This is a genomic window from Sphingobium sp. TomMM7A, assembly GCF_055397305.1.
In genome coordinates, this window is sequence record NZ_AP027311.1 from 2,012,171 (window position 1) to 2,038,509 (window position 26,339).

25 protein-coding genes and 1 tRNA gene are annotated in these 26,339 nt (G+C 63.6%); 11 read left to right on the forward strand and 15 right to left on the reverse strand.

Annotated features, from left to right (window positions below):
• Window positions 1-11 precede the first annotated feature (11 nt).
• On the reverse strand, window positions 12-944 hold the full coding sequence (locus ACZ5ZH_RS10050; protein WP_464771408.1) for a DnaJ C-terminal domain-containing protein: 933 nt from the start codon (window positions 942-944) through the stop codon (window positions 12-14).
• 118 nt (window positions 945-1,062) lie between these two features.
• Between ACZ5ZH_RS10050 and pdxH the strand changes: the two genes are divergently transcribed.
• Both pdxH and ACZ5ZH_RS10060 read left to right on the forward strand, forming a co-directional pair.
• Window positions 1,063-1,638 carry a pyridoxamine 5'-phosphate oxidase gene (gene pdxH, locus ACZ5ZH_RS10055; RefSeq protein WP_464771409.1) on the forward strand — a complete coding sequence of 192 codons (576 nt, stop codon included), beginning with the start codon at window positions 1,063-1,065 and terminating at the stop codon, window positions 1,636-1,638.
• 194 nt (window positions 1,639-1,832) lie between these two features.
• A complete protein-coding gene (locus ACZ5ZH_RS10060; protein ID WP_464771410.1) occupies window positions 1,833-3,164 on the forward strand; it encodes a dicarboxylate/amino acid:cation symporter in 1,332 nt (443 codons plus the stop codon).
• Window positions 3,165-3,167: 3 nt separating this feature from the next.
• Here the strand turns inward: ACZ5ZH_RS10060 and ACZ5ZH_RS10065 are convergent, their stop codons facing one another.
• The 8 genes from ACZ5ZH_RS10065 to ACZ5ZH_RS10100 all read right to left on the reverse strand — a co-directional run bounded on the left by ACZ5ZH_RS10065 (window position 3,168) and on the right by ACZ5ZH_RS10100 (window position 10,976).
• Window positions 3,168-4,052 (reverse strand): bestrophin family protein, encoded by an 885-nt coding sequence (locus ACZ5ZH_RS10065; protein ID WP_460986902.1) that lies wholly within the window; start codon window positions 4,050-4,052, stop codon window positions 3,168-3,170.
• A gap of 113 nt (window positions 4,053-4,165) precedes the next feature.
• Complete coding sequence (locus ACZ5ZH_RS10070) at window positions 4,166-4,735, reverse strand: NADPH-dependent FMN reductase (protein ID WP_464771411.1); 570 nt, start codon at window positions 4,733-4,735, stop codon at window positions 4,166-4,168.
• A 173-nt stretch (window positions 4,736-4,908) separates the two neighbouring features.
• Complete coding sequence (locus tag ACZ5ZH_RS10075) at window positions 4,909-5,091, reverse strand: hypothetical protein (protein WP_062113188.1); 183 nt, start codon at window positions 5,089-5,091, stop codon at window positions 4,909-4,911.
• A 4-nt stretch (window positions 5,092-5,095) separates the two neighbouring features.
• Window positions 5,096-6,385 carry an adenylosuccinate synthase gene (locus tag ACZ5ZH_RS10080; RefSeq protein ID WP_464771412.1) on the reverse strand — a complete coding sequence of 430 codons (1,290 nt, stop codon included), beginning with the start codon at window positions 6,383-6,385 and terminating at the stop codon, window positions 5,096-5,098.
• A 132-nt stretch (window positions 6,386-6,517) separates the two neighbouring features.
• Entirely contained in the window at window positions 6,518-7,648 is a 1,131-nt protein-coding gene (locus ACZ5ZH_RS10085) for an ATP phosphoribosyltransferase regulatory subunit (RefSeq protein WP_464772634.1), read from the reverse strand.
• Window positions 7,645-8,052 carry an endonuclease domain-containing protein gene (locus tag ACZ5ZH_RS10090; protein WP_464771413.1) on the reverse strand — a complete coding sequence of 136 codons (408 nt, stop codon included), beginning with the start codon at window positions 8,050-8,052 and terminating at the stop codon, window positions 7,645-7,647. Before ACZ5ZH_RS10090 ends, ACZ5ZH_RS10085 begins: the two co-directional genes overlap by 4 nt.
• 60 nt (window positions 8,053-8,112) lie before the next feature.
• Window positions 8,113-9,693, reverse strand: coding sequence for a phosphoglycerate dehydrogenase (serA, locus tag ACZ5ZH_RS10095; RefSeq protein ID WP_464771414.1), 1,581 nt, complete (start codon window positions 9,691-9,693; stop codon window positions 8,113-8,115).
• Window positions 9,694-9,815: 122 nt separating this feature from the next.
• Complete coding sequence (locus ACZ5ZH_RS10100) at window positions 9,816-10,976, reverse strand: phosphoserine transaminase (RefSeq protein WP_464771415.1); 1,161 nt, start codon at window positions 10,974-10,976, stop codon at window positions 9,816-9,818.
• A 159-nt stretch (window positions 10,977-11,135) separates the two neighbouring features.
• Between ACZ5ZH_RS10100 and ACZ5ZH_RS10105 the strand changes: the two genes are divergently transcribed.
• The 6 genes from ACZ5ZH_RS10105 (at window position 11,136) to ACZ5ZH_RS10130 (ending at window position 16,766) form a co-directional block, all read left to right on the forward strand.
• The gene (locus ACZ5ZH_RS10105) at window positions 11,136-11,831 is read left to right on the forward strand and encodes an extensin family protein (protein ID WP_464771416.1); all 696 of its coding nucleotides are present in this window, start codon (window positions 11,136-11,138) and stop codon (window positions 11,829-11,831) included.
• Window positions 11,832-11,850: 19 nt separating this feature from the next.
• Window positions 11,851-12,726 (forward strand): LOG family protein, encoded by an 876-nt coding sequence (locus ACZ5ZH_RS10110; protein ID WP_464771417.1) that lies wholly within the window; start codon window positions 11,851-11,853, stop codon window positions 12,724-12,726.
• Between the two features lie 212 nt (window positions 12,727-12,938).
• On the forward strand, window positions 12,939-13,610 hold the full coding sequence (locus ACZ5ZH_RS10115; protein ID WP_464771418.1) for a pyrimidine 5'-nucleotidase: 672 nt from the start codon (window positions 12,939-12,941) through the stop codon (window positions 13,608-13,610).
• The gene (gene dapD, locus ACZ5ZH_RS10120; RefSeq protein ID WP_464771419.1) at window positions 13,607-14,446 is read left to right on the forward strand and encodes a 2,3,4,5-tetrahydropyridine-2,6-dicarboxylate N-succinyltransferase; all 840 of its coding nucleotides are present in this window, start codon (window positions 13,607-13,609) and stop codon (window positions 14,444-14,446) included. The genes ACZ5ZH_RS10115 and dapD overlap by 4 nt, the downstream gene beginning before the upstream one ends.
• A 173-nt stretch (window positions 14,447-14,619) precedes the next feature.
• Complete coding sequence (locus ACZ5ZH_RS10125; protein ID WP_464771420.1) at window positions 14,620-16,479, forward strand: ABCB family ABC transporter ATP-binding protein/permease; 1,860 nt, start codon at window positions 14,620-14,622, stop codon at window positions 16,477-16,479.
• Window positions 16,480-16,481: 2 nt separating this feature from the next.
• A complete protein-coding gene (locus ACZ5ZH_RS10130; protein ID WP_464771421.1) occupies window positions 16,482-16,766 on the forward strand; it encodes a hypothetical protein in 285 nt (94 codons plus the stop codon).
• A 52-nt stretch (window positions 16,767-16,818) separates the two neighbouring features.
• Here ACZ5ZH_RS10130 and ACZ5ZH_RS10135 read toward each other — a convergent pair whose 3' ends face one another.
• From ACZ5ZH_RS10135 to ACZ5ZH_RS10145, 3 genes are all read right to left on the reverse strand, one after another.
• Window positions 16,819-17,436 (reverse strand): hypothetical protein, encoded by a 618-nt coding sequence (locus tag ACZ5ZH_RS10135; RefSeq protein ID WP_464771422.1) that lies wholly within the window; start codon window positions 17,434-17,436, stop codon window positions 16,819-16,821.
• An 89-nt stretch (window positions 17,437-17,525) separates the two neighbouring features.
• Complete coding sequence (locus ACZ5ZH_RS10140) at window positions 17,526-17,924, reverse strand: acyl-CoA thioesterase (protein WP_460986917.1); 399 nt, start codon at window positions 17,922-17,924, stop codon at window positions 17,526-17,528.
• Between the two features lie 82 nt (window positions 17,925-18,006).
• A complete protein-coding gene (locus ACZ5ZH_RS10145) occupies window positions 18,007-20,067 on the reverse strand; it encodes a S9 family peptidase (protein ID WP_464771423.1) in 2,061 nt (686 codons plus the stop codon).
• A gap of 106 nt (window positions 20,068-20,173) precedes the next feature.
• On the opposite strand from ACZ5ZH_RS10145, the gene ACZ5ZH_RS10150 reads away from it, so the two are divergent.
• Window positions 20,174-21,955: an aminopeptidase P family protein gene (locus ACZ5ZH_RS10150; protein WP_464771424.1), complete on the forward strand. Its 1,782-nt coding sequence runs from the start codon at window positions 20,174-20,176 to the stop codon at window positions 21,953-21,955.
• Window positions 21,956-21,968: 13 nt separating this feature from the next.
• On the opposite strand, the gene ACZ5ZH_RS10155 is transcribed toward ACZ5ZH_RS10150, so the two are convergent.
• Window positions 21,969-22,139 (reverse strand): hypothetical protein, encoded by a 171-nt coding sequence (locus ACZ5ZH_RS10155; protein WP_464771425.1) that lies wholly within the window; start codon window positions 22,137-22,139, stop codon window positions 21,969-21,971.
• Between the two features lie 86 nt (window positions 22,140-22,225).
• On the opposite strand from ACZ5ZH_RS10155, the gene ACZ5ZH_RS10160 reads away from it, so the two are divergent.
• Window positions 22,226-22,300 (forward strand) — tRNA-Thr (locus ACZ5ZH_RS10160).
• Between the two features lie 151 nt (window positions 22,301-22,451).
• Window positions 22,452-23,393: a GGDEF domain-containing protein gene (locus tag ACZ5ZH_RS10165; RefSeq protein ID WP_460986920.1), complete on the forward strand. Its 942-nt coding sequence runs from the start codon at window positions 22,452-22,454 to the stop codon at window positions 23,391-23,393.
• A 51-nt stretch (window positions 23,394-23,444) separates the two neighbouring features.
• Here the strand turns inward: ACZ5ZH_RS10165 and ACZ5ZH_RS10170 are convergent, their stop codons facing one another.
• Together ACZ5ZH_RS10170 and ACZ5ZH_RS10175 are read right to left on the reverse strand one after the other, a co-directional pair.
• Window positions 23,445-24,155 carry a Crp/Fnr family transcriptional regulator gene (locus ACZ5ZH_RS10170; protein ID WP_464771426.1) on the reverse strand — a complete coding sequence of 237 codons (711 nt, stop codon included), beginning with the start codon at window positions 24,153-24,155 and terminating at the stop codon, window positions 23,445-23,447.
• 132 nt (window positions 24,156-24,287) lie between these two features.
• Window positions 24,288-26,300 carry a TonB-dependent receptor plug domain-containing protein gene (locus tag ACZ5ZH_RS10175; RefSeq protein ID WP_464771427.1) on the reverse strand — a complete coding sequence of 671 codons (2,013 nt, stop codon included), beginning with the start codon at window positions 26,298-26,300 and terminating at the stop codon, window positions 24,288-24,290.
• Window positions 26,301-26,339: the final 39 nt, after the last annotated feature.

Genomic DNA, 26,339 nt, shown 5'->3' on the forward strand with positions numbered 1-26,339 from the left:
CTCCTAACGCCCTAGACGCCCAGATGGGCGCGAACGGCACGGCCATCCTGCCAGCTTTCCACGAGCGACAGGATCGCCGGGTCGTCACCGGGGATGTCGATCAGCAGCCGGACGAGCTGATCGCCCCGCTCCCCAGCCTTGTGCGTGAAGCCCTTGCCGCGCAGGCGCAGCGTCTTGCCCGATGTGGTCCCGGCCGGGACGCCGAGCATCACCGGACCATCGACGGTGGGCACCTTGACCTTGCCGCCCTTCACCGCTTCGTCGAGGGTGATGGGCAGGTCGAGCAGCACATTGTCGCCGTCGCGGGTGAAGAATGGGTGCGGTTTCACCTCGATAGTGACGATCGCGTCCCCTGCCCCGGCCGGCCCCGCCTGCCCCTTCCCCGACAGCCGCATCTGCGTGCCGGTTTCGACGCCAGCAGGCAGCTTGAGGTCGATGCTCTTGCCGTCCTGCAGGGTGATCCGCTGCGGCGCGAGGGTGGCCGCGTCGACGAACGCGACGGCGAGGCGGTAGGATACATTGGCGCCCTTTTGCGGCGGGCCGCCACGGCCAAAGCCACCGAAACCGCCGCCACCGCGCCGGGCGCCGCCGCCGCTGAACAATCCTTCGAAAATGTCGCCGAAGTCGGCACCTTCGTTGAATTCAAAGCCGCCGCCGCCACCCGGACGTCCACGAAAACCGCCGCCGCCGCCAGCGCCGCCAAATCCGAAGGGAGCGGTGGGATTGCCGTCGCCGTCGATCTCTCCCCGGTCGAAACGCGCGCGCTTATCCTTGTCCGACAGCAGCTCATAGGCGCTGGAAACCGACGAGAAACGCTCGGCCGCCTTGGGATTATCCTGATTCCGGTCAGGGTGAAGCTCCTTGGCGAGCTTGCGGTAGGCCGACTTGATCTCTGCCTCGCTCGCGCCGCGCGCGACGCCCAGAGTGGAGTAGGGATCCGCCATTGCCGAGTGTCTATCCTTGTTCGTGAAAGCTGATTTGCACCTTATGTGGCGAAATAGTCACGATCGTTCAAGCGGCGCGGCCATCGACATGAACGGAAACCAGCCGTAGATCAGCAGCATGACCGATCCCTTCATCCTGTTCGACCAATGGTATGGCGAAGCGCGCGACGCCGAGATCAACGACAGCAACGCAATGGCGCTGGCAACCGCCGACGCGCGCGGGCGGCCGTCGGTGCGGATGGTGCTGCTGAAAGGGCATGGGCCGGAAGGCTTTATCTTTTATACTAACTTCGAAGGGCGCAAGGCCGAGGATTTGCTCGCCAATCCGCATGCGGCGCTGCTGTTTCACTGGAAGTCGCTGCGGCGGCAAATCCGGATCGAAGGGCCTGTCGAGACGGTGGATGAGGCTGCGGCCGACGCCTATTTCGCGACGCGCAGCCGTGACAGCCAGCTGGGCGCATGGGCTTCCGACCAGTCGCGACCGCTGCCGTCTCGGGAGGTTTTCATGGCCCGCTATGATGATGCGGTCGCCCGGTTCGAGGGTGGGCCGGTGCCTCGCCCGCCGCACTGGTCGGGATTTCGCGTGGTACCCCAGCGGATCGAATTCTGGCAGGACCGTGAGCATCGGCTGCACGAACGGCGGTTGTTCGAGCGGGATGGCGATGGTTGGCGCGAAGGGCTGCTTTATCCTTGAGGCGCGGGGGCCGCGTAGCGGTGGTGGAGGGAGCGTGGCCAGCGTTGCGCATTTCCCCTCCACCAGCCTTTGGCTGGTCCCCCTCCCCACGCCTCCGGCGCAGGGAGGATAAGGCTGCGGTCATTCGTTCAACAGGATAGGCGTTCCGGTCGGCGCCTGTTAGATGTGAGGCCAGCACGGCTAAGAGGGGTTGCATGCGGAATCGACTGACGGCCTTCATCCTTGCTGGCATGATCCTGGGCGTTCTCACCGGCTTTGCGGCCAATTTGTGGGTCGGAGCCGACAAGACCCTTGCCAAGGATGTGGCAGGATATTTCCACCTGCTGGCCGACATTTTCCTCCACCTCATCAAGATGATCATCGCACCGCTGGTGTTTTCGACGCTGGTCGCGGGGATCGCGCATATGGGCGACAGCGCGGCGTTGGGGCGGATCGGCGGGCGGGCGCTGGCCTGGTTCATCATCGCCAGCCTCATATCGCTGACGCTCGGCCTCTTCTTCGTCAATTTCTTCGCGCCGGGTGAAGGGCTGAACCTTGTCCGGTCAGGCGCGCAATCCGCGGTGAATACCGAAGCACTCAATTTCAGGGATTTCGTCCTGCATGTCTTCCCCACGTCCATGGTGGGCGCGATGGCGGAAAATTCGATCCTCCAGATCGTCGTCTTTTCGCTGTTCGTGGGCGTCGCGCTGACCGCCATTGGCGAGAAGGGCAAGCCGATCGTCACCGTTATCGAGGCGATGGTCGAATTGATGCTGCAAGTGACGGGCTATGTGATGCGGGTCGCGCCCCTTGCCGTGTTCGGGGCGCTGGCGTCGGCGATCACCACCGAGGGGCTGGGCGTGCTCAAGACCTTTGGCGAGTTGGTGGGCGAATTCTACCTTTCGCTCTTTGCGCTGTGGCTGCTGCTCTGTGGCGCCGGGGCGATCTTCTTGGGGCGGCGGATGATCAAGCTGCTCAAATATGTGCGCGAGCCGCTGCTGATCGCCTTTTCCACGGCATCGTCGGAAGCCGCCTACCCCAAGATGCTGGAGCAGCTGGACCGGTTCGGCGTCCCCCGTCGTATCTATAGCTTCGTGCTGCCGCTTGGCTATTCGTTCAATCTCGACGGGTCGATGATGTATTCGACCTTCGCCACGATCTTCATCGCGCAGGCCTATGGCATCGACCTGCCGATCGCGACGCAGATCACCATCCTGCTGGTGCTGATGGTGACGAGCAAGGGCATCGCCGCCGTGCCGCGCGCCTCGCTCGTCGTCGTTGCGGCGACGCTGGGCCAGTTCGACCTGCCGGTGGAAGGCATCGCCTTCATCCTGGCCGTCGATCATTTCATGGACATGGGCCGCACCGCCACCAACGTGCTGGGCAACGCCATCGCAACGTCGGTCATCACCAAATGGGAAGGCATGCTGGAGGTCGAGGAACCCGAATTCGTGCCGCATCCCAAGGCGCCAGCCCATACGCCCGCGCATGGCCGCGCTGGGCTGGAACTGGCGTCGGACATGGTGGACGAAGAACCGCGAAGCTGACCGCTACCACAATATGCCCCTAACCGGCTGATCCGGTGCAGGCGCATCGTCGCCGATGGATTGGAGCAGGTCGATCTCGATCGTGCGGCACATGGCGGAGAGTGGCACGTCATGTACGCTGTTAGCGAAGGGATCGACCAGATCATCGCCAATCCGCAGCACGGCGAGGAACATGAGGCCCGCCACCGTCGACCCCAGCGGCGTCGCAAGGCCGAGGGTTTCCACCAGCCCGATCGGCAGCAATACGCAGAAGAGATGCGTGAACAGCGTCGGCAGGAACCGATATTGGATAGGCAACGGCGTGTTCTTGAGCCGCTCCATGCCCCCTTGCGCATTGGAGATATCGACCAGCGTCCGTTCCATCTGCGTTTGCTGGATAGTATCGATCCACCCTTCCCTTCGGGCGATGTCGATCCGCCGCCCGGTGCTGTCCAGCAGGCCATTGGCCGGATTGGAGCGCGCGAGGGCATGCCCCTTGTCCCGCTCCTCGATAAAGCCGGTAACGCGATCGTCGAAGGGCTGGCGGCGCAACTGGCATCGCAAGGCGTTCACATAGGCGATTTGTCGTTTGATAATCTCTCGCTTCAGGTCCCGCGCTTCGGGGTCGGGCAGGAAGTTCCGCGTGGCACGCGCCAGGCTGCGCGAGGCGTTGATCATCGCTCCCCAGAGAATGCGGCCTTCCCACCAGCGTTGATAGGATGAATTGCTGCGAAAGCCGAGGAAGAGCGCCAGCGCCGAGCCGAACAGGGTAAGCGGCAGCGGTGGCGCGCGAAAGGGCAGGATGAAATAGGTGATCGTGACCGCGCAGTCCCAGATGAACAACAGGGCGAGCGGCTTCCAAACTTCACTCGCAATCTGGCGCAGGCTGGGCGCGGCATTGACGATCATGCATTTCTCCGGATTTCAGCACAGGAGGGCATAAACAAAGCGGCCCTCCTTTGGATGCGGGCGGGGGACAATTTACCGGCTGCGCGTTACGCCCTCTTTGCAACGGGGGGAGGTCAGCGCGCTGCCTTCGCCGCTTCCGCCCACCAAATGAGGCTGCTCGCGAAACCCGCAAAACCGCGTTCGAGCGCCGCGCCGCCGTCACCCTGTGGCTGACCCTGTTCATCAAGCGTCTGGGCGATCTGGCCGACGCTCAAACGTTCCGGGATGACGGCCATGCCCATGGCGGACAGCGTCACCGTCCAGGCGGCGTGGCTGTTGACCCCGGCATAGCGGCCCGCCGAATAGCTGGCGATGGCGGCGGGGCGGCGGTCGAATTCCTTGAGATAGTGGTCGACGAGATTCTTGAGGCCGGGTTGAACGCCCCGATTATATTCGCCGGTCACGAAGACGAAGGCATCGGCAACGGTGAGGCGGTCGGCCAGCGCGGCCATGGCTGCGGGGGCCTGGCCGGGCGGGTAGTCACTGTAGCGCTGGTCGAGCATGGGAAGGCTGACCTGCATCGCGTCTATGAGTTCGGGCTTGTGGCCGAGTTGCTGGAAGCCGTTGATGAGATAGTCGGCGAGGCGGATGCCCATGCGATTACGACGGTAGGAGCCGTAGAGGATGAGGAGGTTGAGTGGCATCGCGGCGCTCCCTTGCTGTTAGGGGGAGGTTTGTCGCATCGGCATGAGCGCGCGTCCAGCATATCGGCCATTCTATGCGTCATGCCAGCGGAAGCTGGCATCTCAGGATGGGGTAGGACGCATAGGCCCGAGATGCCAGCTTTCGCTGGCATGACGGGGTTGGGGATGAGGCTTTAGCGCAACTTCGCTATCGAAAGCCCGTCCTGCTTGGCGCGGGCTTTTACCGACTCCTCGCTGCGGGTCAGGGCCTTGGCGATCGCTTTCAGTGCCATGCCCTTTTTCGCCAGAGAATGGAGCTTTTGCAGCTCATCCGCCGTCCAGGGCTGTTTGTGACGCTCGAAGCGATCGCCTGCCATCGGATCAATCCGCGAAGGGATCGCGCACGAGGATGGTGTCCTCGCGCTCGGGACTGGTGGAGACGAGCGTGACCGGGCAGCCGATCAGCTCCTCGATCCGGCGGATATATTTGATCGCCTGCGCGGGCAGGTCGGCCCAGCTGCGGGCGCCCGCCGTCGTGTCCTGCCAGCCTTCGATGTCTTCGTAGATGGGCTGTGCCTTCGCTTGGTCCTGCGCATGGGCGGGGAGATAGTCGTAGGTCTGGTCGCCGATCTTGTAGCCGACGCAGATCTTGAGCGTGTCGAAGCCGTCGAGCACGTCGAGCTTGGTGAGCGCGATGCCAGTGACGCCCGAGACGGCGACCGACTGGCGTACCAGCACGGCGTCGAACCAGCCGCAGCGGCGCTTGCGGCCGGTGACGGTGCCGAACTCATGGCCGCGCTCGCCAAGGCGCTGGCCGGTTTCGTCCTCCAGTTCCGTCGGGAAGGGACCGGAGCCAACGCGAGTGGTGTAGGCTTTGACGATGCCGAGCACGAAGCCCGCGCCATTGGGGCCAAGGCCGGTGCCGCTCGCTGCCGTGCCTGCGACCGTGTTGGAGGAGGTGACGAAGGGATAGGTGCCGTGGTCGATGTCGAGCAGGGTTCCCTGCGCGCCTTCGAACAGGATGCGCTTGCCTTCTGCTTTCGCCTTATTGAGCGTTAGCCAGACAGGTTTGACGAAGGGCAGGATGAAGCTGGCGATGTCGCGCAGTTCCGCCATCAGCGCGTCGCGGTCGATCGGCGCTTCGTTGAAACCGGCGCGCAGGGCGTCGTGATGGGCGGTCAGGCGGTCGAGTTGCGGGCCGAGATCGTCCAGATGAGCGAGGTCGCAGACGCGGATGGCGCGGCGGCCGACCTTGTCTTCATAGGCAGGGCCAATGCCACGGCGGGTGGTGCCGATCTTGCCCGCGCCCGATGCGTCTTCGCGCAAGCCATCGAGGTCGCGGTGGAAGGGCAGGATCAGCGGGCAGGTTTCGGCGATCTGGAGATTTTCGGGGGTGATCTCCACGCCCTGCCCCTTCAGCTTGGCGACTTCATCGCGGAAGTGCCAGGGGTCGAGGACCACGCCGTTGCCGATGACGCTGAGCGTGCCGCGCACGATGCCCGAGGGGAGCAACGAGAGCTTGTAGACCTTTTCGCCCACAACCAGCGTGTGGCCCGCATTATGGCCGCCCTGAAAGCGGGCGACGACATCGGCGCGCTCCGACAGCCAGTCGACGATCTTGCCCTTGCCTTCGTCACCCCATTGGGCGCCGATCACGGTCACGTTAGCCACAGATACAGTCCTCCGCCCGCCGCGGGGACCGGCCATGCCCTTCGACGGGACTCGGCATGCCGGTGGGATCAAGCGGACGCTTCACGCCCTATGCGGGGCGCGCGTTAGCCGCGCTGCCCCCTATGCGTCAAGTCAGTAGGGGCGCGGTTCGTCGCCGTCCAGCCAATGGGTGCAGCGCAGTGCTTCGCCATTTTCCTGGCCTGCGAGGGCTGCGACGGTCTGCCAGCCCTGCCCGCGAAGTTGCGCGGCGCGACTTTGGTCGTGGTGGAGGGGCAGGAAGAGGCGCTGAGGCGTTTCCGCGCCGAAACCCGCGTCGATGAGTGGATCGGGGTAGAGCGAGAAGCCGATCGCCGGTTCTTCCGAGCCGTCCGCGCGGGTGATGGCGTAGCTACCGCCCCGGCCGATCTCGCCGATGAAGCCTTCCGCGAAGATCGAGAAGCCGAACCAGTTCTGATATTCAAAGCCGTGGCGTTCGGTCGGGTCGAGCGTCAGCGTGATGTCCCAGCCGATCGGCTTGGCGATGGCGCGCAGGCCTGCGATGCGGCTGTTGATCGCGCCGCCGAGTTGCGCGCTCAGCGCTTCGAGCTTTTCCATCGCGGGGTGGAAGGGGCCGGTGGCCTCCATCAACGGAAGATAGGCGGCGGCGGCCGGGCTGATCGCAGCGAGGGCGCCTGCGTCCTTGGCGTCGAGTTCGGCGCGGACGGCCTCGATGTCTTCGGGAGCGAGCGGGAGCGGTCCGGCGGCGAGGCTGTCGATCAGGTCCGGCAGGGTGAAGTCGATCGTGATTCCGGTGACGCCCGCGGCTTGCAGCGCCTCGATCGCTACGTTGACGATCTCGACGGCGGCGGCAACGCTATCGCTGCCGATGAGTTCGGCGCCGACTTGCAGCCGTTCGCGTTCGGGGCGGAGTTGGTTGGCCTTCAGCCGGATCACCGGGCCGCCATAGGACAGGCGTAGCGGACGGGGCGCGCTGGCGAGGCGGGTGGCGGCGATGCGGCCGACCTGTGCGGTCATGTCGGGGCGCAGAGCGAGGCTGCGCTGCGACACTGGGTCGACGGCGCGAACCAGATCCTGCGCGCGCATGGATTTGAGGCGGCTGACCAGCGTTTCCTCAAACTCGGCGAGCGGCGGCATGACGCGCTCATAACCATGCGACGCGACCGTATCGAGCACGCGGCGCGCGAGGCGCGCGGAGGCTTCGGCCTGCGGCGGCAGGCGGTCGGAGAGTCCTTCGGGAAGGAGGCCGGGCGGGATGGTCATTATTTTGACTCCCTCCCCCCTTGGGGTCGGCCAGAGGCACGTGACTCTGGCCGAGGTTGGGGAGAGGGGGAATGGCGCAACGCTTGCGCAATCACACTGAGTACGCCCTCAATATTTCCCATCACATCCGGGTTGCCGAAACGAAGCACGCGATATCCTAGCGATTCCAGAAACTCTGTTCGCCGTGCGTCATAGCGATCTTTGGCGGAATGTGTATCCCCGTCGATCTCTATGATGAGCTTGGCAGCCTTGGACGCGAAATCGGCGATGTAGGGCGCGATGATCGTCTGGCGGGTGAATTGCTGGTTTTCGAAGCGGTTGGCCCGGAGGGCGAGCCAGAGCTTTTGTTCGGCGGGGGTGGGGGTGGGCGCGCATTTGTTTGGCGCGATCCTTGAGTTTTGGATCAAGGCGCACCGTTGCTTCCCCCTCTCCCAACCCTCCCCCCGAGGGGGGAGGGCTTTTAGACGTCAGGCGAACTTCAACAGCTTCACCGTCTTCACGCCTGCGAGCTTGCAGATGTCGTTCAGCACGGCTTCGCTGACCGCGCCATCAACCGACAGCAGCAGCACGGCTTCACCACCCTGGCTGCGGCGGCCGAGGTGGAAGGTGCCGATGTTGACGCCTGCTTCGCCGAGCGTTGAGCCGAGACGGCCGATGAAGCCGGGCGCGTCCTGGTTGACGATGTAGAGCATGTGGCCTTCAAGGTCGGCTTCGACCTTGATGCCGAACAGCTCGACAAGGCGCGGGCTGCCGTGGCCGAACAGCGTGCCAGCCACCGACTTGTCGCCCGCTTCGGTCTTCACCGTGACGCGGACGAGGGTCTGATAGTCGCCTTCGCGATCGTGACGCACTTCGCGGACATCGAGGCCGCGTTCCTTCGCGAGGAAGGGTGCGTTGACCATGTTCACCGTGTCGGAATAGACGCGCATCAGGCCAGCGAGGACCGCCGCCGTGATCGGCTTCTGGTTAAGTTCGGCGGCATGGCCTTCGACCTCGACCGAGACGCCCTGGATGCGGTCGCCTTCCAGCTGGCCGACGAGGCTGCCCAGTTCCTCGGCGAGCGCCATATAGGGCTTGAGCTTGGGGGCTTCTTCAGCGGACAGGCTCGGCACGTTCAGCGCGTTGGTGATGCCGCCGTCGAGCAGATAGTCGCTGAGCTGTTCGGCGACCTGAAGCGCGACGTTGACCTGCGCTTCGTCGGTCGATGCGCCCAGATGCGGAGTGCAGATGAAGTTGGGGGTGCCGAACAGCGGCGATTCCTTGGCTGGTTCCTGCACGAACACGTCCAGCGCGGCGCCAGCGACATGGCCCGAATCCATCGCTTCCTTGAGCGCGGCTTCATCGACCAGACCGCCACGGGCGCAGTTGATGATGCGCACGCCCTTCTTGGTCTTGGCGAGGTTTTCCTTGCTCAGGATGTTGCGGGTCTGGTCGGTCAGCGGCGTGTGCAGCGTGATGAAGTCCGCCTTCGCCAGCAGCGTGTCGAGATCGGCCTTTTCCACGCCCATTTCAACGGCGCGCTCGGGGGTGAGGAAGGGGTCGAAGGCGACCACCTTCATCTTGAGGCCAAGCGCGCGGCTGGCGACGATCGAGCCGATATTGCCCGCGCCGATCAGACCCAGCGTCTTGCCGGTGACTTCAACGCCCATGAAGCCGTTCTTCGGCCACAGGCCCTGCTGCGTCTGGGCGTTGGCTTCGGGCAGCTGGCGGGCGAGCGCGAACATCAGCGCAATGGCATGTTCGGCGGTGGTGATCGAGTTGCCGAACGGGGTGTTCATGACGATCACGCCCTTGGCCGAGGCGGCAGGGATATCGACGTTATCGACGCCGATACCTGCGCGGCCGATGACCTTGAGGTTAGGCGCAGCGTCCAGGATTTCCTTGGTCACCTTGGTCGAGCTGCGGATGGCGAGGCCGTCATATTGGCCGATGATCGCCTTCAGTTCGTCCGGGGTCTTGCCGGTGATTACGTCGACTTCGACGCCACGTTCGCGGAAGATCGCGGCGGCGCGGGGGTCCATTTTGTCGGAAATGAGTACCTTGGGCATGACGAATTGCCTTTCTTGCAATTCGTCATCCTGACGAAAGTCAGGATCTCAGGCGGTGAAATCGTACCTAGAGGCCTGAGATCCCAGCTTTCGCTGGGATGACGGAGATATTGGGATTTGGTTTAAGCAGCCTTGGCGGTCGCGTAGGCCCAGTCGAGCCAGGCCCCAAGCGCTTCGATATCGGCGGTCTCTACCGTCGCGCCGCACCAGATGCGCAGGCCCGCCGGGGCGTCGCGGTAACCCGCGACGTCATAGGCCGCGCCTTCCTTTTCGAGCAGGCCAGCCATGCTCTTGATGAAGGCTTCGTCCGCACCCTCGACGGTCAGGCAGACGCTGGTGGTCGAGCGGGTCGCTTCGTCGGCGGCGAGATGGCCGAGCCAGTCGCGCTCTTCGACGATCTTGTTCAGCGCTGCCGCATTGGCGTTGCTGCGCGCGATCAAGCCGTTGAGGCCGCCGAGCGACTTGCCCCATTCCAGCGCGAAGATCGCGTCTTCGACCGCCAGCATGGAGGGGGTGTTGATCGTCTCGCCCTTGAAGATGCCTTCGGCGAGCTTGCCCTTCGCCATCAGGCGGAAAACCTTCGGCAGCGGCCAGGACGGGGTGTGGGTTTCGAGGCGTTCCACGGCGCGGGGGCCGAGGATCAGCACGCCATGACCGCCTTCGCCGCCCAGCACCTTCTGCCAGGAGAAGGTGGCGACGTCGATCTTGGTCCAGTCGATCTCATAGGCGAAGACCGCGCTGGTGGCGTCGGCGAAGGTCAGGCCTTCACGATCCGCCGGAATCCAGTCGGCGTTCGGCACGCGCACGCCCGAAGTGGTGCCGTTCCAGGTGAACAGCACGTCGTTGCTGAAATCGACGGTGCCCAGATCGGGCAGCTGGCCATAATCGGCGCGGATGATCGTCGGATCGAGCTTCAGCTGCTTGGCGGCGTCCGTCACCCAGCCCTCACCGAAGCTTTCCCAGGCCAGCGTCGTCACCGGGCGGGCGCCCAGCATCGTCCACATCGCCATTTCGAAAGCGCCGGTGTCGGAGCCCGGCACGATGCCGATGCGGTGGGTGTCGGGCAGGTTCAGCAGCTCGCGCATCAGGTCGATGCAGTAAGCGAGGCGGGTCTTGCCGATCTTGGCGCGGTGCGAGCGGCCGAGGGATTCAGCGCTCAGCTTGTCGGCGCTCCAGCCCGGAGGCTTGGCGCAGGGACCGGACGAGAAATAGGGGCGAGCCGGCTTGGTCGTCGGCTTGGCCGCGGGCGCAGTGGTGGCGTCGGCGGCGGTAACATCAGTCATGTACGCTTCTCCTTGCAGAGAGCTCGCGCGGCGTTGGGACCGCGTGGCCCGCTGGCCGCCCTAAAGATCGCAGGGGAAGAGTCAAGCTGAATGTCTGGATGCGACGAACCGTTGCGCTCGTTAACCCTCAATTGCGTGAGCCATGGTAAATGGTTGATCATGAACGAGTGGGTCAGGGGGAAAGCGGCGATACGCGGCGCGGGCCAGGCGGCCCTGCTGACGCTGTGCATGACATTAGCATCGTGCGGCGGCGACCTCGTCCCGCGCGGGCGGGTGGAGCGTCCGTCCAAGCCTGTAAAAAATGCCCGTCCTGCCGCGCCTCCGACGATGGAATTGCGACAGTGCCTGGTGAAGCTGCAATCGCAATCGGTGCTGTTCACCCCCCTGCCCGACCAGAATTTCGGCGGCGGCTGTTCGGCGATGGGTAGCGTCAAGCTGCTCGACATCGGCGTGCCTGCCACCAATCTGGGCGCGATGACATGCGGGCTGGCAGCCAATTTCGCGGCATGGGCGCGCTATGGCGTGCAGCCTGCCGCGCGACTGATCCTGGGCGCGGAGATCGAGCGGATCGAGACTTTCGGCACCTATAATTGCCGGCCGATCGCTGGCAGCGGCAGGCTTTCCGAACATGCGCACAGCAATGCGGTGGATGTGTCGGCTTTTGTCCTGTCAGACGGGCGGCGGATTACCATAGAGCAGGGATGGAATGGCGACCGGCAGACGCGGCAGTTTCTGGAGGTAGTCAGAGCGAGCGCCTGCAAGCGGTTCCGCACGGTTTTGAGCCCCGACTATAATGTCGCGCATCATGACCATTTTCATTTCGATATGGGTGGAAGAGGTGGCTTTTGCCGCTGACCTTCCTAAGTTGGGTTGAATGACAAGAAAAGAAATCGAAGAACGCAAATTCCGTCCCGCCCGGCAGGAAGCCGCCGATGCCCAGAAAGGCGTGGACACCCCGCAAACCACCAGCGCCGCCTACCGCCTGGCTTTTCAGGATACCGAGTTCCTGCTGCGCGAGGATTTGCGGCCGGTGCGGTTTCAGCTGGAACTGTTGAAGCCGCAACTGCTGATGGACGAAGCGAGGATCGAATCCACTTTCGTCTTTTATGGATCGGCCCGCATCCCCGAGCCTGAGCAGGTACAGGCGCGGATAGACGCCGCTACGACACCGGACCAGCGGCGGATCGCGGAGAATCTGGGGAAGAAGGCGCGCTATTATGAAGAAGCGCGCAAGCTAGCGGGGATGGCGGCGCAATATCCGGTGAATGAGGCGGGATGCCGCCACTTCGTGGTGTGTTCGGGCGGCGGCCCTTCCATCATGGAGGCGGCCAATCGCGGCGCGGCGGATGTGGGCGCGCAGACGATCGGGATGAACATCGTGCTGCCGCATGAGCAGGCCCCCAACCGCTTCGTCACGCCGGAGCTGAGCTTCCAGTTCCACTATTTTGCGCTCAGGAAGATGCATTTCCTGCTGCGGGCGCGGGCTTTGGCTGTGTTTCCGGGCGGGTTCGGCACGTTTGACGAGATGTTCGAACTGCTGACGCTGATCCAGACGGGGAAGATGAAGCCCATCCCGATATTGCTGTTCGGGCGGGAGTTTTGGACACGGGTCGTGGATTTCGAAGCGCTGGCGGATGAGGGGGTGATTTCGCCTTCGGACCTGAATTTGCTGACCTGGGTCGAGACGGCCGAGGATGCGTGGGAGGCTGTGCAGACTTTTTATCAGGATAGTGAAGGGCCGGGGTGCTGATGCTTGTCCTCTCTCCTTTAGGGGAGAGGATGTGGAGACTTGGTGCGAAGCGCCTAGTCGGAGCTGGAGAGGGGGCGAGAGATGGCGCCTAGCCCCCTCCCCCTCATCCAACTTCGCCTAGGCCCTTTTGGGCCAAGGCTTCGTATCCTTCTCCCCGTGGGGGAGAAGGGTTAGATGTTGCCTCTTGGGGTTGTGAAGACTAGGGCGCGGCCATGCGTGCCGAGCTTGATCATGTCGATTGCTGGATCTTCGATCTGGACAATACGCTGTACCCGGCGAAGGCGGACCTGTTCGCGCTCATCGACGTGAAGATGGGCGAGTTCATCCAGGGGCTGCTGGGCTGTGACCCGGACGTCGCGAAGGCCACGCAGAAGCGCTACTTCATCGAGCATGGCACGACGCTATCGGGGCTGATGCATCATCATGGCATCGAGCCGCGCGCTTTCCTGGACTATGTGCATGATATTTCCATGGATCGGCTGGAGGTGGATGAGGCGCTGAATGCGCATATCGCTGCCCTGCCCGGCCGCCGTCTGATCTTCACCAATGGCGACGCGGATTATGCGCAGCGGGTTCTGGATAAGCTGGGTCTTGGGCAGACATTCGAGCTGATCCACGACATCCATGCCTGCCAATATATTCCGAAGCCCGATCCGTCGGGCTATGCCGAGCTGTGCCGTGTCCATGGCGTCGATCCTACCCGCGCCGCTTTCTTCGAGGATATGGCGCGCAACCTGCGGCCCGCCAAGGCGATCGGCATGTCCACCATCTGGGTGAATAATGGCTCTGAAGCAGGCAATCACGAGCATCATCCGGATTTTATCGATTTCGAAACCGACCATCTGACGCCATTTTTGGCCGACATTCTGGGGACAAGACCATGAGCCAAGATCTGATCGCCACCATCGACGCCGCCTGGGAGGACCGGGCCAATGTCAGCCTGACGACGCAGGGCGAAGTCCGCCAGGCGGTCGACAAGGCGCTGGCGCTGCTGGACAAGGGCGAACTGCGCGTTGCTGAATCCACCGCGGAGGGCTGGCAGGTCAATCAGTGGGCGAAAAAGGCGGTGCTGTTGTCCTTCCGCCTCAACGACAATGTCATGATCGACAATGGTCCGGGCGCTGGCCATTGGTGGGACAAGGTGCCGAGCAAGTTCGCCGGCTGGGACGAAGGGGCGTTTCGCACCGCCGGTTTCCGTGCGGTGCCGGGCAGTTTCGCCCGTGCGGGTTCGCATATCGCGAAGAATGTCATCCTGATGCCGAGCTTCGTCAATATCGGCGCATTTGTCGATGAAGGCACGATGGTCGACACCTGGGTGACGGTGGGCAGCTGCGCGCAGATCGGCAAAAACGTCCACCTGTCGGGCGGCGTTGGCATTGGCGGCGTGCTGGAGCCGTTGCAGGCCGATCCGGTGATCATCGAGGATGACTGCTTCATCGGCGCGCGGTCGGAAGTCGTGGAAGGCGTGCGCATCGGCAAGGGTTCGGTGCTGTCGATGGGCGTGTTCATCGGCATGTCGACCAAGATCGTGGACCGCTCGACCGGCGAAGTGTTCATCGGTGAAGTGCCGCCCTATTCGGTGGTCGTGCCGGGGTCTTTGCCGGGTAAGCCGCTGCCTGACGGCACGCCAGGGCCGAGCCTCTATTGCGCGGTGATCGTGAAGCGCGTGGATGCGCAAACGCGGTCGAAGACCGGGATCAACGAGTTGTTGCGGGATTAAGCGACACTACTCCCCTCCCGCAGGCGGGAGGGGCTGGGGGTGGGCCGCGATTGCGCCAGCAATCGTGCCGCCCTCTGGGATAGGGCGTCGGCTCGCTGCGCTCACACCCACCCCTTCCCCCTCCCTGAAGGGAGGGGCTTATAAGATGGGCGCCGGTCGCCTACATTCCCCCGATGCCGCCATCCACACCTGACAACACCCCCCTGCCGCCTGTCTGGGCGACGCTGCGGCGGTTTCTTCCTTATTTGTGGCCTTCCGACGCCCCGGCGCTGCGGCGGCGCGTGTCCATTGCCATGCTGCTGGTGATATTCGCCAAGGTCATCAGCCTGGCGATGCCCTTCGCCTATAAGGCCGCGGTCGACCGGATGGCGCCGGGTTTGGAATCGGGCGTGGCGCTCGCCGTAGCCCTGGTCGTCGCCTATGCGGGCGCGCGGTTTGGGAGCGTGCTGTTCGACAATCTGCGCAACGCCGTGTTCGAACGCGTTGGGCAGGAGGCGGGGCGGCGGCTGTCCGATGACGTCTTCAAGCATCTGCACCGGCTGTCGCTGCGCTTTCACCTCGATCGGCGCACGGGCGCGGTCACCAAGATCGTGGAGCGCGGGACCAAGAGCATCGACACGATGCTGTATTTCCTGCTGTTCAACATTGCGCCGACGGTGCTGGAACTGGCAGCGGTCTGCGTCATCTTCTTCGTCAAGTTCGGGCCGGGCCTTGTCGTCGCGACATTGGCGATGGTCGGCCTCTACATCTGGTTTACCCGCACCATCACCGAATGGCGCAATCAGTTGCGCCGCGACATGGTGGACATGGATACCAACGCGGTCGCCCATGCGGTGGACAGCCTGCTTAATTTCGAGACGGTCAAATATTTCGGCGCGGAAAGTCGTGAGGCGGCGCGCTATTCCAGGGCGATGCGGCGTTACGCCGATGCCGCCGTCAAATCGGAAAACAGCCTTGCCTGGCTGAATATCGGCCAATCGCTGATCACCAACCTGATGATGGCGGGCGCGATGGGTTATACAGTGTGGGGATGGAGCAAGGGCAGCTTCACCACCGGCGACGTGGTGCTGGTTAACACATTACTTAGCCAACTATTCAGGCCGCTCGATCTGCTGGGCATGGTTTACCGGACGATCCGGCAGGGCGTGATCGACATGGAGGCGATGTACAAGCTGATCGATACGGAGGCGGAGATCGCCGATGCGCCGAACGCCCCGGCGCTGCACGTCCACGCGGGGGAAGTACGCTTCGATCATGTGCGCTTCGGCTATGATCCCGATCGCGAGATATTGCATGATGTGAGCTTTGCCGTGCCAGCCGGACGGACATTGGCGATCGTCGGGCCTTCGGGTGCGGGCAAGTCCACCATCGCGCGTACGCTGTTCCGTTTCTACGACATTCAGGGTGGCCGCATCCTGATCGACGGACAGGACATTGCGCAGGTTACGCAGGCATCCCTGCGCGCGGCGATCGGCATCGTGCCGCAGGACATGGTGCTGTTCAACGACACGGTCGGCTATAATATCGGCTATGGCCGGGCAGGCGCGACGCAGGCGGAAATCGAGGCAGCGGCCAAGGCGGCCTCGATCCATGATTTCATCATGCGGCTGCCGCAGGGCTATGACACGCGGGTGGGCGAGCGCGGGCTGAAGCTGTCCGGTGGCGAGAAGCAGCGCGTGGCGATTGCCCGCACGCTGCTGAAGGACCCGCCCGTTCTGGTGCTGGACGAGGCGACAAGCGCGCTCGACAGCCGGACGGAGACGGAAATTCAGGACGTGTTGCGCAATATTTCCCGCAAGCGAACGACACTGGTAGTGGCGCATCGCCTGTCGACGGTGGTGGACGCGGATGAGATCATCGTGCTGGATCAGGGGCGGATCGTGGAACGCGGACGCCATGCTGATCTGGTGCGGGCCGATGGGCTCTATGCTGCGATGTGGACGCGCCAGGCGACAGAGCGAGAGGAGATGCCCTCAGATCCGGTGATCGATGACGGCATCGCTGTCAGGGAAGCCTCGATGAGGACGGGTTGAGAATGCGGCAGATAACGGACGGCGGTCGCGGCTGGCGACTGGCGCCATGGGCGGCGATCGCGATCATCTTAATGGTGCCGCTGGTCGCAATGCAATTTACCGATGAGGTGCGCTGGACCGGCCATGACTTTCTTGCGGCGGGCGTGCTGCTCGCCAGCGCTGTGCTGATCTATCAGCTCGGTGCGCGGCTAATTACTGGGCGCGGGCGACGGTTGTTGTGGGCCGGTGCCATCTTCATCCTGGCCATGTTGCTATGGGCGGAAGGTGCCGTGGGCATCTTTTCCTAAGGCTAGGCAAGCGGCCCCGGTTCGGAACGCGAGGCCGCTTGCCTTCCAGCTATCAACGGTTGGTGACGGTCGTTGTCGTCTTTTCGACAACCGTGGCACGCGCGGGCGCGGAAGTCGTCTTGCGGACGATCTTGCGCTTGACCGGCGCGGCCTTGCGGACGGTTGTCACAGGCGCGCTTTTCACGGTTTCGGTAGTAACGGTGGTGGCGGCCGGGGCGGTCGCAGCGGCGGCGCGCGCGGCCCTTGCGTCAGCAGCAGCGGAAGCAGCCGCCCGTTCTGCGGCCTCGGCGCGCGCATTGGCGGCGGCAGCGTCCTGCTGCGCGGCGGCGGCGGTGGAGGCCTGAACCTCTGCATCGGTCTTGACGCTCACCTGGCTCTGGCCGATGGCGGTGTCGGCAAAGCCCTGCGCCTCGACGGCGGCCTTGATGGCGTCCTGTTCCTTGCCGCTCTTCAGCCGTTCCTGAGCGAGGCGAAGCGAGGTCTGAGCTTTGGCGAGAACGGCCGGAACGAACTGGCCTGCCTGCAGCTTGGCGGCGGCGTCGATCTTGCCCTGCGCCTGCGCGATGGCCGTGAGCGCCTGTTCTTCGTCGCCTGCGAGCGCGGGACCGCTCGCGAGGAAAAGCGCCGAAGCGGCGGCAAGAGCGCGTAGGGAGTAGCCGGATTTACGCATATTCTCTCCTGAGACTGTTGAGAGCCGGGTAACGTGCCGGAATGAACCGGGTTCCGGATGCGCGGTTGCTGGAGAGAGACGGGCTGCCGTCAGTCTGGCAGAAAAGGGGCGGCGACTTCGGCCGGCACGCGCAGGATGCGGCCGCTGTCCTTGTCGATGATCGCCCAGGTGGATGTGGCGCTGACCTTGACCTTGCCGTCCGGGCCGATGAACTCCATGTGCCGGTCGAAGCGCGCGCCACGCGGCGCTTCCGCTATCCAGGTGCGGGCGGTGACCGTCTCCCCCTCCGATACATTGCCGCGATAGTCGATCTCGTGCCGCGTCACGACCCAGAGATAGGCGTCGAGATGTTCCGGCGCGGCATCGCGCGTCCAATGTTCGGTCGCGACCTGTTCCATCCACTGCACCCAGACCGCGTTGTTCACATGGCCGAGCATGTCGATATGCTCCGGGCCTGCGGTGATCTGGGCGGTGTAGGTGGAGGACATTATATTGATGCTCCGTTGCTGGCTCGCTGCGCTCGCACCCTCCCCCGACCCCTCCCTTAAAAGGGAGGGGAGAGATTATTGGCTATTGAGATACGCCAAGCTGCCAGAGGATGAAGGCAAATTCCTCGGCGGTTTCCTGAAGGCTTTCGAAGCGGCCGGATTTACCGCCATGGCCCGCGCCCATGTTGGTTTTGAGCAGCAGAACATTCTGGTCGGTTTTGGTCGCGCGCAGCTTCGCCACCCACTTGGCCGGTTCCCAATAGGTGACGCGGGGGTCGTTGAGACCGGCTGTAACCATCAGCGGCGGATAGGATTGCGCCCTCACATTATTGTAGGGGTCGTAGGACAGGATCGTCTCGAACGCCGCCTTGTCCTCGATAGGGTTGCCCCATTCGGGCCATTCGCCGGGCGTCAGCGGCAGGCTTTCATCGAGCATGGTGTTGAGGACATCGACGAAGGGGACATGTGCGACGACGGCGCCCCAGAGGTCGGGATCGGAATTGATCACCGCCCCCATCAACTCGCCGCCCGCCGAGCCGCCGGAAATGCTGATCCGGCCCTTTGACGTGTAGCCGTGCTCGATCAGTCCCTTCGCCACATCGACGAAGTCATTGAAGGTGTTGGTGCGCTTGTCGAGCTTTCCGTCCAGATACCATTGCTGGCCAAGGTCATCGCCGCCCCGGATATGGGCGAGAGCGAACACAAAGCCCCGGTCGAGCAGCGACAGGCGGCTGGTTGAAAAACCCGGTTCCATCGCGATGCCATACGCGCCGTAGCCATAGAGGTGGAGCGGCGCGCTGCCGTCGCGGGGGTGGTCCTTGGGATAGACGATGGAGACCGGGATCGGCGTGCCGTCACGCGCGGGGATGGTCAGCCGTTCGGTTGCGTAGCGGGTCGCGTCATAGCCCGAGGGGATTTCCTGGACCTTCAGGACCTCCATCTCGCCGGTGGCGAGGTGATAGTCGTAGATGGTGTCCGGCGTGACCATGGATTCATAGCCGATGCGCAGCTTCGTCACGTCATATTCGGGATTGTCGTCGAGCGAGGCGGAATAGCTCGCCTCCGGGAAGGAAAGTCGCTTGGCCGAATGGGTCGCGTAATCGCGCAGTTCGATCTGGTCGAGCCCGTCCTGCCGCCCTTCCGTGACGTAGAAGTTTTTGAATAGGGTGAAATCGGTCAGGTAGAAATGTGGATCGGCCGGGATGACCTCCGACCATTCGCCCGGAGCCTCAAGCGACGCCTTTGCCAAGCGGAAATTGGGATGGATATCGTTGGTGCGGATGTAGAGCGTGTCTTCATGCTCATCGACATCATATTCGCGCCCCGGCTTGCGCGCGGACACCAGCAGCGGCTCGGCCAGGGGATTGTCGGCGGGGAGCAGCCAGCTTTCGGTGGTGACATGGTCGCCTGTGGCGATGACGATCCATTTTTCCGATGAGGTCAGGCCGACCGACACGCGGAAGCCCTCATCATCCTCATGGAAAAGCTCGACATCGCTTTCCACCGGCTGGCCCAGCCAATGGAGGCGCGTATTGTCGGTGCGCCACTGATCGTTGGCGATGCCGTAGAGCAGGCCCTTGCTGTCGCTGGTCCAGACGAGCGAGGACAGCGTGTCGGGAATGACTTCGGGCAGGATTTCTCCGGTGAACAGGTCCTTGATCCGCGCCTCGAACCGTTCCGAACCATTATTGTCGATAGCATAGGCGAGGTAGCGGCCATCCGGGCTGACCGACAGCGCGCCGAGGCGGAAATATTCATGTCCTTCCGCCAGCGCAGGCTCATCCACGATCAGTTGGTCCTCGCCGCCAGCCACCGGGCGGCGATACCATTTGCGATATTGCGCGCCGGTTTCGAACGCGCGCCAATAGACATAGTCGCCGTCCTTTTGCGGAACGGAGCTGTCATCTTCCTTGATGCGGCCCTTCATCTCCGCAAAGAGCGCGTCGGTCAGCCGCTTGTGCGGCTGCATGGCGCTTTCGAAAAAGGCGTTTTCCGCCTCAAGATAGGACAGGACATCCTTGTCCTTCACGTCGGGATAACCCGGATCGCGCAACCATGCCCAGGGATCTTCAACCGTGATGCCGTGGCGGGCGAAGCTGTGCGGGCGGCGGGCGGCGGAAGGAGGCGTGCTGTCGGCGGTCATTCAGTATCCTGATTCTCGTATAGGAGGCGCGCTGGCATAAGCGGCTGGGCCTGCTTATGTTGGCGGCAGCCTGCCCTGCGCAAGGGTTCTCGATCAAGGAAATGCGATGTCGACCCATGAAGACCGTCTGAAAGCCCTGCGCGAACAGCTGATGCGCGAGCGGCTGGACGGTTTTGTCGTGCCGCTGACCGATGAGCATATGAGCGAATATGTCGGCGAATATGCGCAGCGCCTCGCCTGGCTAACCGGCTTTCAAGGGTCGGCCGGTAGTGCCGTGGTGCTGCCGGAAGAAGCCGCGATCTTTGTCGATGGGCGCTACACGCTGCAAGTGCGCGAGCAAGTCGATGCCGCGCATTGGCAGTTTGAAAGCGTGCCGCAGACGTCGGTCGCGGCCTGGCTTGGCGCCCATGCCCCTGAGAGCGGGCGGATCGGCTATGATCCATGGCTGCACACTCGCGCATGGGTGAAGGCGGCGAGCGAAGTGCTGGCGGAACGCGGGGCGGAGCTGGTGGCGGTGGATAGCAACCCGGTGGACGCGGTCTGGCCCGACCGCCCTGCCCCTAGCGATGCGCGGCTGGTGATCCATGAAGATCGCTATGCCGGGCAGAGCGCGGCGGCAAAGCGGCAGGCAACGGCCGACTGGCTGACGTCGAAGAAGGCGGACGCGGTGGTGCTGTCGGCGCTGGATTCCATCGCCTGGACCTTCAACATCCGGGGCAAGGATGTGTCCCGCACACCTGTCGCGCTGGCCTATGCCATCGTGCATGCCGATGCGACGGCGGACCTCTATGTCGCGCCCGAGAAGAGTGACGAGGCGGTCGTGCAGCATCTGGGCAACGCAGTGCGAGTGCATCCGCACGCTGACTTTGCCGGGGCGCTGGGAGGGTTTGCAGGCAAGACGGTGGCAGCGGACCCCGAGCGGGCGGTCGCGGCGATATTCGAAGCGCTGGACGCGGGCGGGGCAACGATATTGTCGCTCCGCGATCCGGCCGTGCTGCCCAAGGCGATCAAGAACCCGGTGGAGATCGCCGGGCATAAGGCGGCGCAGGCACGCGACGGTGCTGCCCTGTCACGTTTCCTGCACTGGATTGCGGTCGAAACGCCCAAGGGTGGCGTAGACGAGTTGACGGCCGCCGCCCGGCTGGAGGCTCTCCGCAAGGAGACCGGGCTGTTGGAGGACCTGTCCTTCGACACGATCAGCGGCGCCGGTCCCAATGGCGCGGTGGTGCATTACCGGGTCGAGGAAAAGACCAATCGGTCGATCGAGCCGGGATCTTTCTATCTGGTCGATTCGGGCGGCCAGTATCGCGACGGCACGACCGATGTGACGCGGACGATCGCGATCGGCACGCCAACGGAAGAGATGAAACGACGCTTCACGCTGGTGCTGAAGGGCCATATCGCGCTTGGCCGGACGCTGTTTCCAGCAGGAACACGCGGTAGCCAGCTGGATGTTCTGGCGCGCCAGTTTCTTTGGGCGGAAGGACTCGATTATGCCCATGGCACGGGACATGGCGTCGGCAGCTTTCTATCGGTGCATGAGGGGCCGCAGCGCATCGCGACAGCCGGAGGTGGCGACGAACCGCTGCAACCGGGCATGATCCTGTCCAACGAGCCGGGCTATTACAAGACGGGCGAATATGGCATCCGCATCGAAAATCTGGTGCTGGTCGAGCGGCGTGACGTGCCCGGTGCCGAGCGGGAGATGCTGGGCTTTGAAACGCTGACCTTCGCGCCGATCGATCGCAATGCCATCGCGGTGGAATTATTGACGGCGGACGAACGGGCGTGGGTCGATGCCTATCATGCCAAGGTTGTCGAGATTGTCGGGCCGCAGCTGGAAGGTGACGCGCTGGAATGGTTGAAGCAGGCCTGCGCACCCTTGTGACGGCGCCGCGCCCTTATTCGTCGGGCTGATCTTTCTGGTTGGCTGGTGACGGCGTGGCGCGACCTGCCTCCTCCCGCGCCTGCGCCTTGCGGCGGCGTAAATTGTCGCGCAGCGCCTGCGCCAGCCGTGCCTTGCGATCGTCCTGTCCACTGGTCATCGCCGCGCCATAAGCAAATTGGGGCATCGGCCGCAACCCGCCTTGACAAGCAGGACGCGCGCGGCCATAGGCCCGGCTCCGCAGCCCGAAAGGCTCTGCGGGATGGTGAAAGTGCTGCCGTAGCTCAGTGGTAGAGCGCATCCTTGGTAAGGCTGAGGTCGCGAGTTCAATCCTCGCCGGCAGCACCATTTCCCGACAGGCTGGAGCAGTCATGCTCGCCTATTTTCCTATTTTTGATTATTGTTACGTAATTTAATCCATATTATTTCGCCTGCGGGGAATCGGGAAATCCGGGGGGAATTTTAGGTGCGCGAGCAACAAGCCGTTGCGCACGAGGTCTTGACCTTTCTTCAACGTCAAAGCCTCGCGCCTACGCCGCAAAATTATGCAATGGGCTACGTGCTGAAAAGCGGCACGAACGAGCCGCTGTCGAAAGCCGTCAACGATGCCACGGATGGCGGCATCAGGATGAGTCAGCAGCAGGCGGACGACATCTTCGTGCGCTGTCTCGGCAGCTTTGGCGGTCAAGGTACAGCCCATAACGCCGACGCCCTGAGAAACCAGACCCGGCATCAACTCCTGCGGCTGGCCGAAGTCGCCAACAGCGCGGCGGAACGGACCGGAGATTTCAACCGGGACCTCAACATCGGTTATGAAAAGCTGGCGGACAAGGACGTCGCTGGCGTGGGCCTTGTCATTTCCGACATGATCGAACGCTCATTGCGGGCCGAGCAGGATCTGGCCGCAGCAGCAAGGGAGGTGGAGGTCCTAAGGCAGGAACTCGACACCGCGCGCCATGACGCGAACCTTGATGCGTTGACCGGTCTGTTTAATCGGCGGGCGCTGGAAACGGCGATGGACCAGCTGAAAAGCGCGAAACGCTCCTTCGCCGTCGCGATCTGCGACGTCGATCATTTCAAGCGCGTCAACGACCAATATGGCCACTCGGTCGGCGACCGGGTGCTGAAGATGGTCGCAACTTCCCTGGTCGAAAGCTGTGGTGGCCAACTGGTGGGCCGCTGGGGCGGCGAGGAATTTCTGGTGGTAATGAAGGGATTGGCGCCAGAACAGGCCGTGGAGTTGCTGGACACGGCCCGGCGCGACCTCGGCCAACGGGCTTTCAGGCTGCGTGACACCGATGAGCCGATGGGCGCCATCACCTTTTCGGCGGGCGTCGCGCTGGTCAACGAAGGTGCGGATTGGGCAGGCGCGCTCAACGATGCCGACGCAGCGCTATACCGGGCCAAGGCGCAGGGGCGGAACATGATCCTGATGGGATGACGGGCGGTCCTGCCGCGTTCCCGGCTTTTCCTGGAGCATGGCAGACACAGGTCATGGCAGCGGCTTTGGCAGCCAACTCAAATCCCGCGCGAGTGTACGGGGCGGTACGCCGCTGAGTTTGCGCAGGGCCGGAATGTCGAGCAGTTCGATCATGTGGCCGTCCCGCAGGATGAGTCCCTTGTCCTCCAGCGTGCGGAAGACGCGGTTCACATGGACGGCGGTAAGGCCGATGACGTCGCCAATCTGTTCCTGCGTCAGCGGATGTTCGAAGCGCGGCCCGGTGCCCGGCTGAACCACGTTCAGGCGGCCATGCAGGTGAACCAGAAAGTCGGCGAGGCGGGATTCGGCCGAAGTGCGGCCGATCGAGCATAGCCGGTCCATCAGCATGACGCGTTCCTGCTGCACGCTGAGGAACATGAGGGCCGCCATGTGCGGCGCGCGGGTGAAAAGGCCGCCAAAGGCCGACAGGCTGATCGTGCGCAGCTTGACGGGCGTGAGCGCCGTCAAAGTCTCCGCCGCCCGGTCGAGCGCCATGCTGGGCGTGCCCAGAATGTCGCCGGGCAAATGCACCTTCAATATCTGCCGCCCGCCATCGGCCAGCGTCATGCTGCTGATCGCCCAGCCTTCCAGCAGCATATAGATTGACTGGGGGGTATCCCCTTCCCGCCGTATCGTCCGGTTGCGCGCGATCTGCTGAACCGGGCCTGCGAGGCTGGAGAAAATTTCGAGTTCCGCCGGGCTTGGCGACCGAAATTCAGCCAATCGGGCCGTCGAAAAAGCTGGCGGGGAAGAGTCATCGAAAATTGCGCGCACGGAACCTCGGATCGGATCGTTCCGGCCGCTCTAGCAAAGCGCGCGTCTGCCCTCTTTAAAGTGGAGCAAGAAGCGTAAGATTCAGCGGTTGAGGGTCAGTCCGACCCACAATGTACGTGGCGCGCCGAGGTCCTCCGACACCCCCGTGCCGGTGGTGACGCGGCGGGTGACGACATCTTCATCGAACAGATTTTCGCCGCGCAGGATCAGTTGGACGCCGTGACCGATCGGCAAGCGAGCGACGGCGTCGGCCGTCACCGCGCCCGCCAGGCGATCGGCATGAAGATCGTCTTCATACTGGGCGGAGACATAACGCAGGGTGGCCGACAGGCTAGATCCGCGCCGGGGCTGCCAGGCCAATGTCGTGCTGGCGGCGTGGCGGGGCGTCTGGGCAGGGGAAAGGCCGTCGAACAGGCTGCCCGGCGCATGAACGACGCTGTAGCTGTAGGCATAGGAGGCGGACAGGAAGATCGGGCCTATCTGGCCGACAGCGGTCAGTTCGACCCCCTTGGCCACGATGGCATCGACATTTTCCCTTCGGCGCAGATTGGTGTCGATCGTGAGGTTGGCGATGGCATCGTCCAGCCGGTTATAGAAGGCGGTTGCCGACAAGGTCATGCCTTTGACGGGGCTGACATCGATCCCGGCCTCGATCCCCTTCAGCTTCTCGGGCACCAGAGCGTCGTTGGCCTGCGTCGTGACCGGAAAGACGACGAAAGGCCGGTAAAGCTCATTCAGCGTCGGCAAGCGGAAGCCGGTATACGCCGCGCCTCGCACGGCAATCCCCTCCCCGGCATGCCATAGTACCCCAGCCCGGCCCGACATCTGCCAGTCGGAGCGATTCTTAAAATCCCGGTCTGTCGCGCCAGCACCCGCCGCGCGGAAGAAGCCGTCGGATATCGTCCAACGGTCGGCTCGGACCCCTCCCGTCAGGACAAGGCGACCCAGCGTCCAGTCATCTTCGGCGAACATGCCCGTGGTGAGTTGCTGCCCCCCCGCATGGCGGCGCGCGGTGACCAACCCGGTGGTGGCGCTGTAGGCATCCTCGAACATGTCGCCACTGGCAAAGCGGCTGTCCACGCCGATGCGCAGCAGATGATCCGAACCAACCGGCGGACGCAGTTCGACTTTGCCACCAAGACCAGTGGAAGGCGTGTTCCGCTGATCCAGCGTCTTGCGGAAAGGCGGATTGGAGGAAATCACGATGTTTGCAAAGTTGCGCGCCTGAACATAGGCAAGGGCGTCGACCTGCCACCGGCCCCGCGACACGTAACGGATGCTTGCATCCTGTCCTTCGCTCACACTGTCCGCGCCACGAAAGCGAAGCGTCCGATCGTCGTGGAACAATATCGTGCGGAATTGCAGTTCCTGGCTGGCGGAAACCGGAACCACGGCGCGCAGATTGGCCGACCAACTGTCATAGGCGGCAGGGACCGTCGCTGACACGCGCTGGTCCGATGGCGTGGTTTGGAAGCCATCTCCTCTGTCCCAACGGCCGGAGAGGGAGACGAAGCCGCCGCCAAGATCAGGCGTGAGGCTGGCCGACAGTTCGGTTGCATCGCGGCTGCCGTAAAGGGCGCTGGCGGTCAGCATGGGCAATTGTTCGCGTGTGGCGCTTGCCAGTTCGATGGTCCCTGCGACCGCGCTCGATCCGAAAGCGCCGACACCGCCCCCACGCGTCACCCGTGCGCCGGAAAGCCGATCCGGCACCAGCGCGCTGAAAGGGATGTAGCCGAAAAACGGGTCGGCCATCGGCACGCCGTCCAGCAGCACCAGCGTGCGGCTGGACGCGTTACCGCCCAAGGCGCGCAAGCTCGCCCCCTGGGCCGAAGGATTTGCCGACCGGCTGTCGGATCGGCGAAACTGCTGGAACCCGGCTACATCGGTCAGGATGCTTTCGATCCTGCCGGACGCACTGTTTAGCAGGCGTTGCCGTTCGATCTCCACCGACCCATAGGCAGGCGTGCCGGGCGGCAGGGGCAAGCCCGCTCCCGTGATGACGATGCGTGCCTGCGCATTGTCAGATGCCGCAGGTTGGGCGAGCGCGGCAGAGGACAGCAAGGCAGGCAATAGGCAAAGGGGCGCGGCTTTCATGGCGCCGCTGATAGCGGTGCGCCCTGCCCCTGACAACGA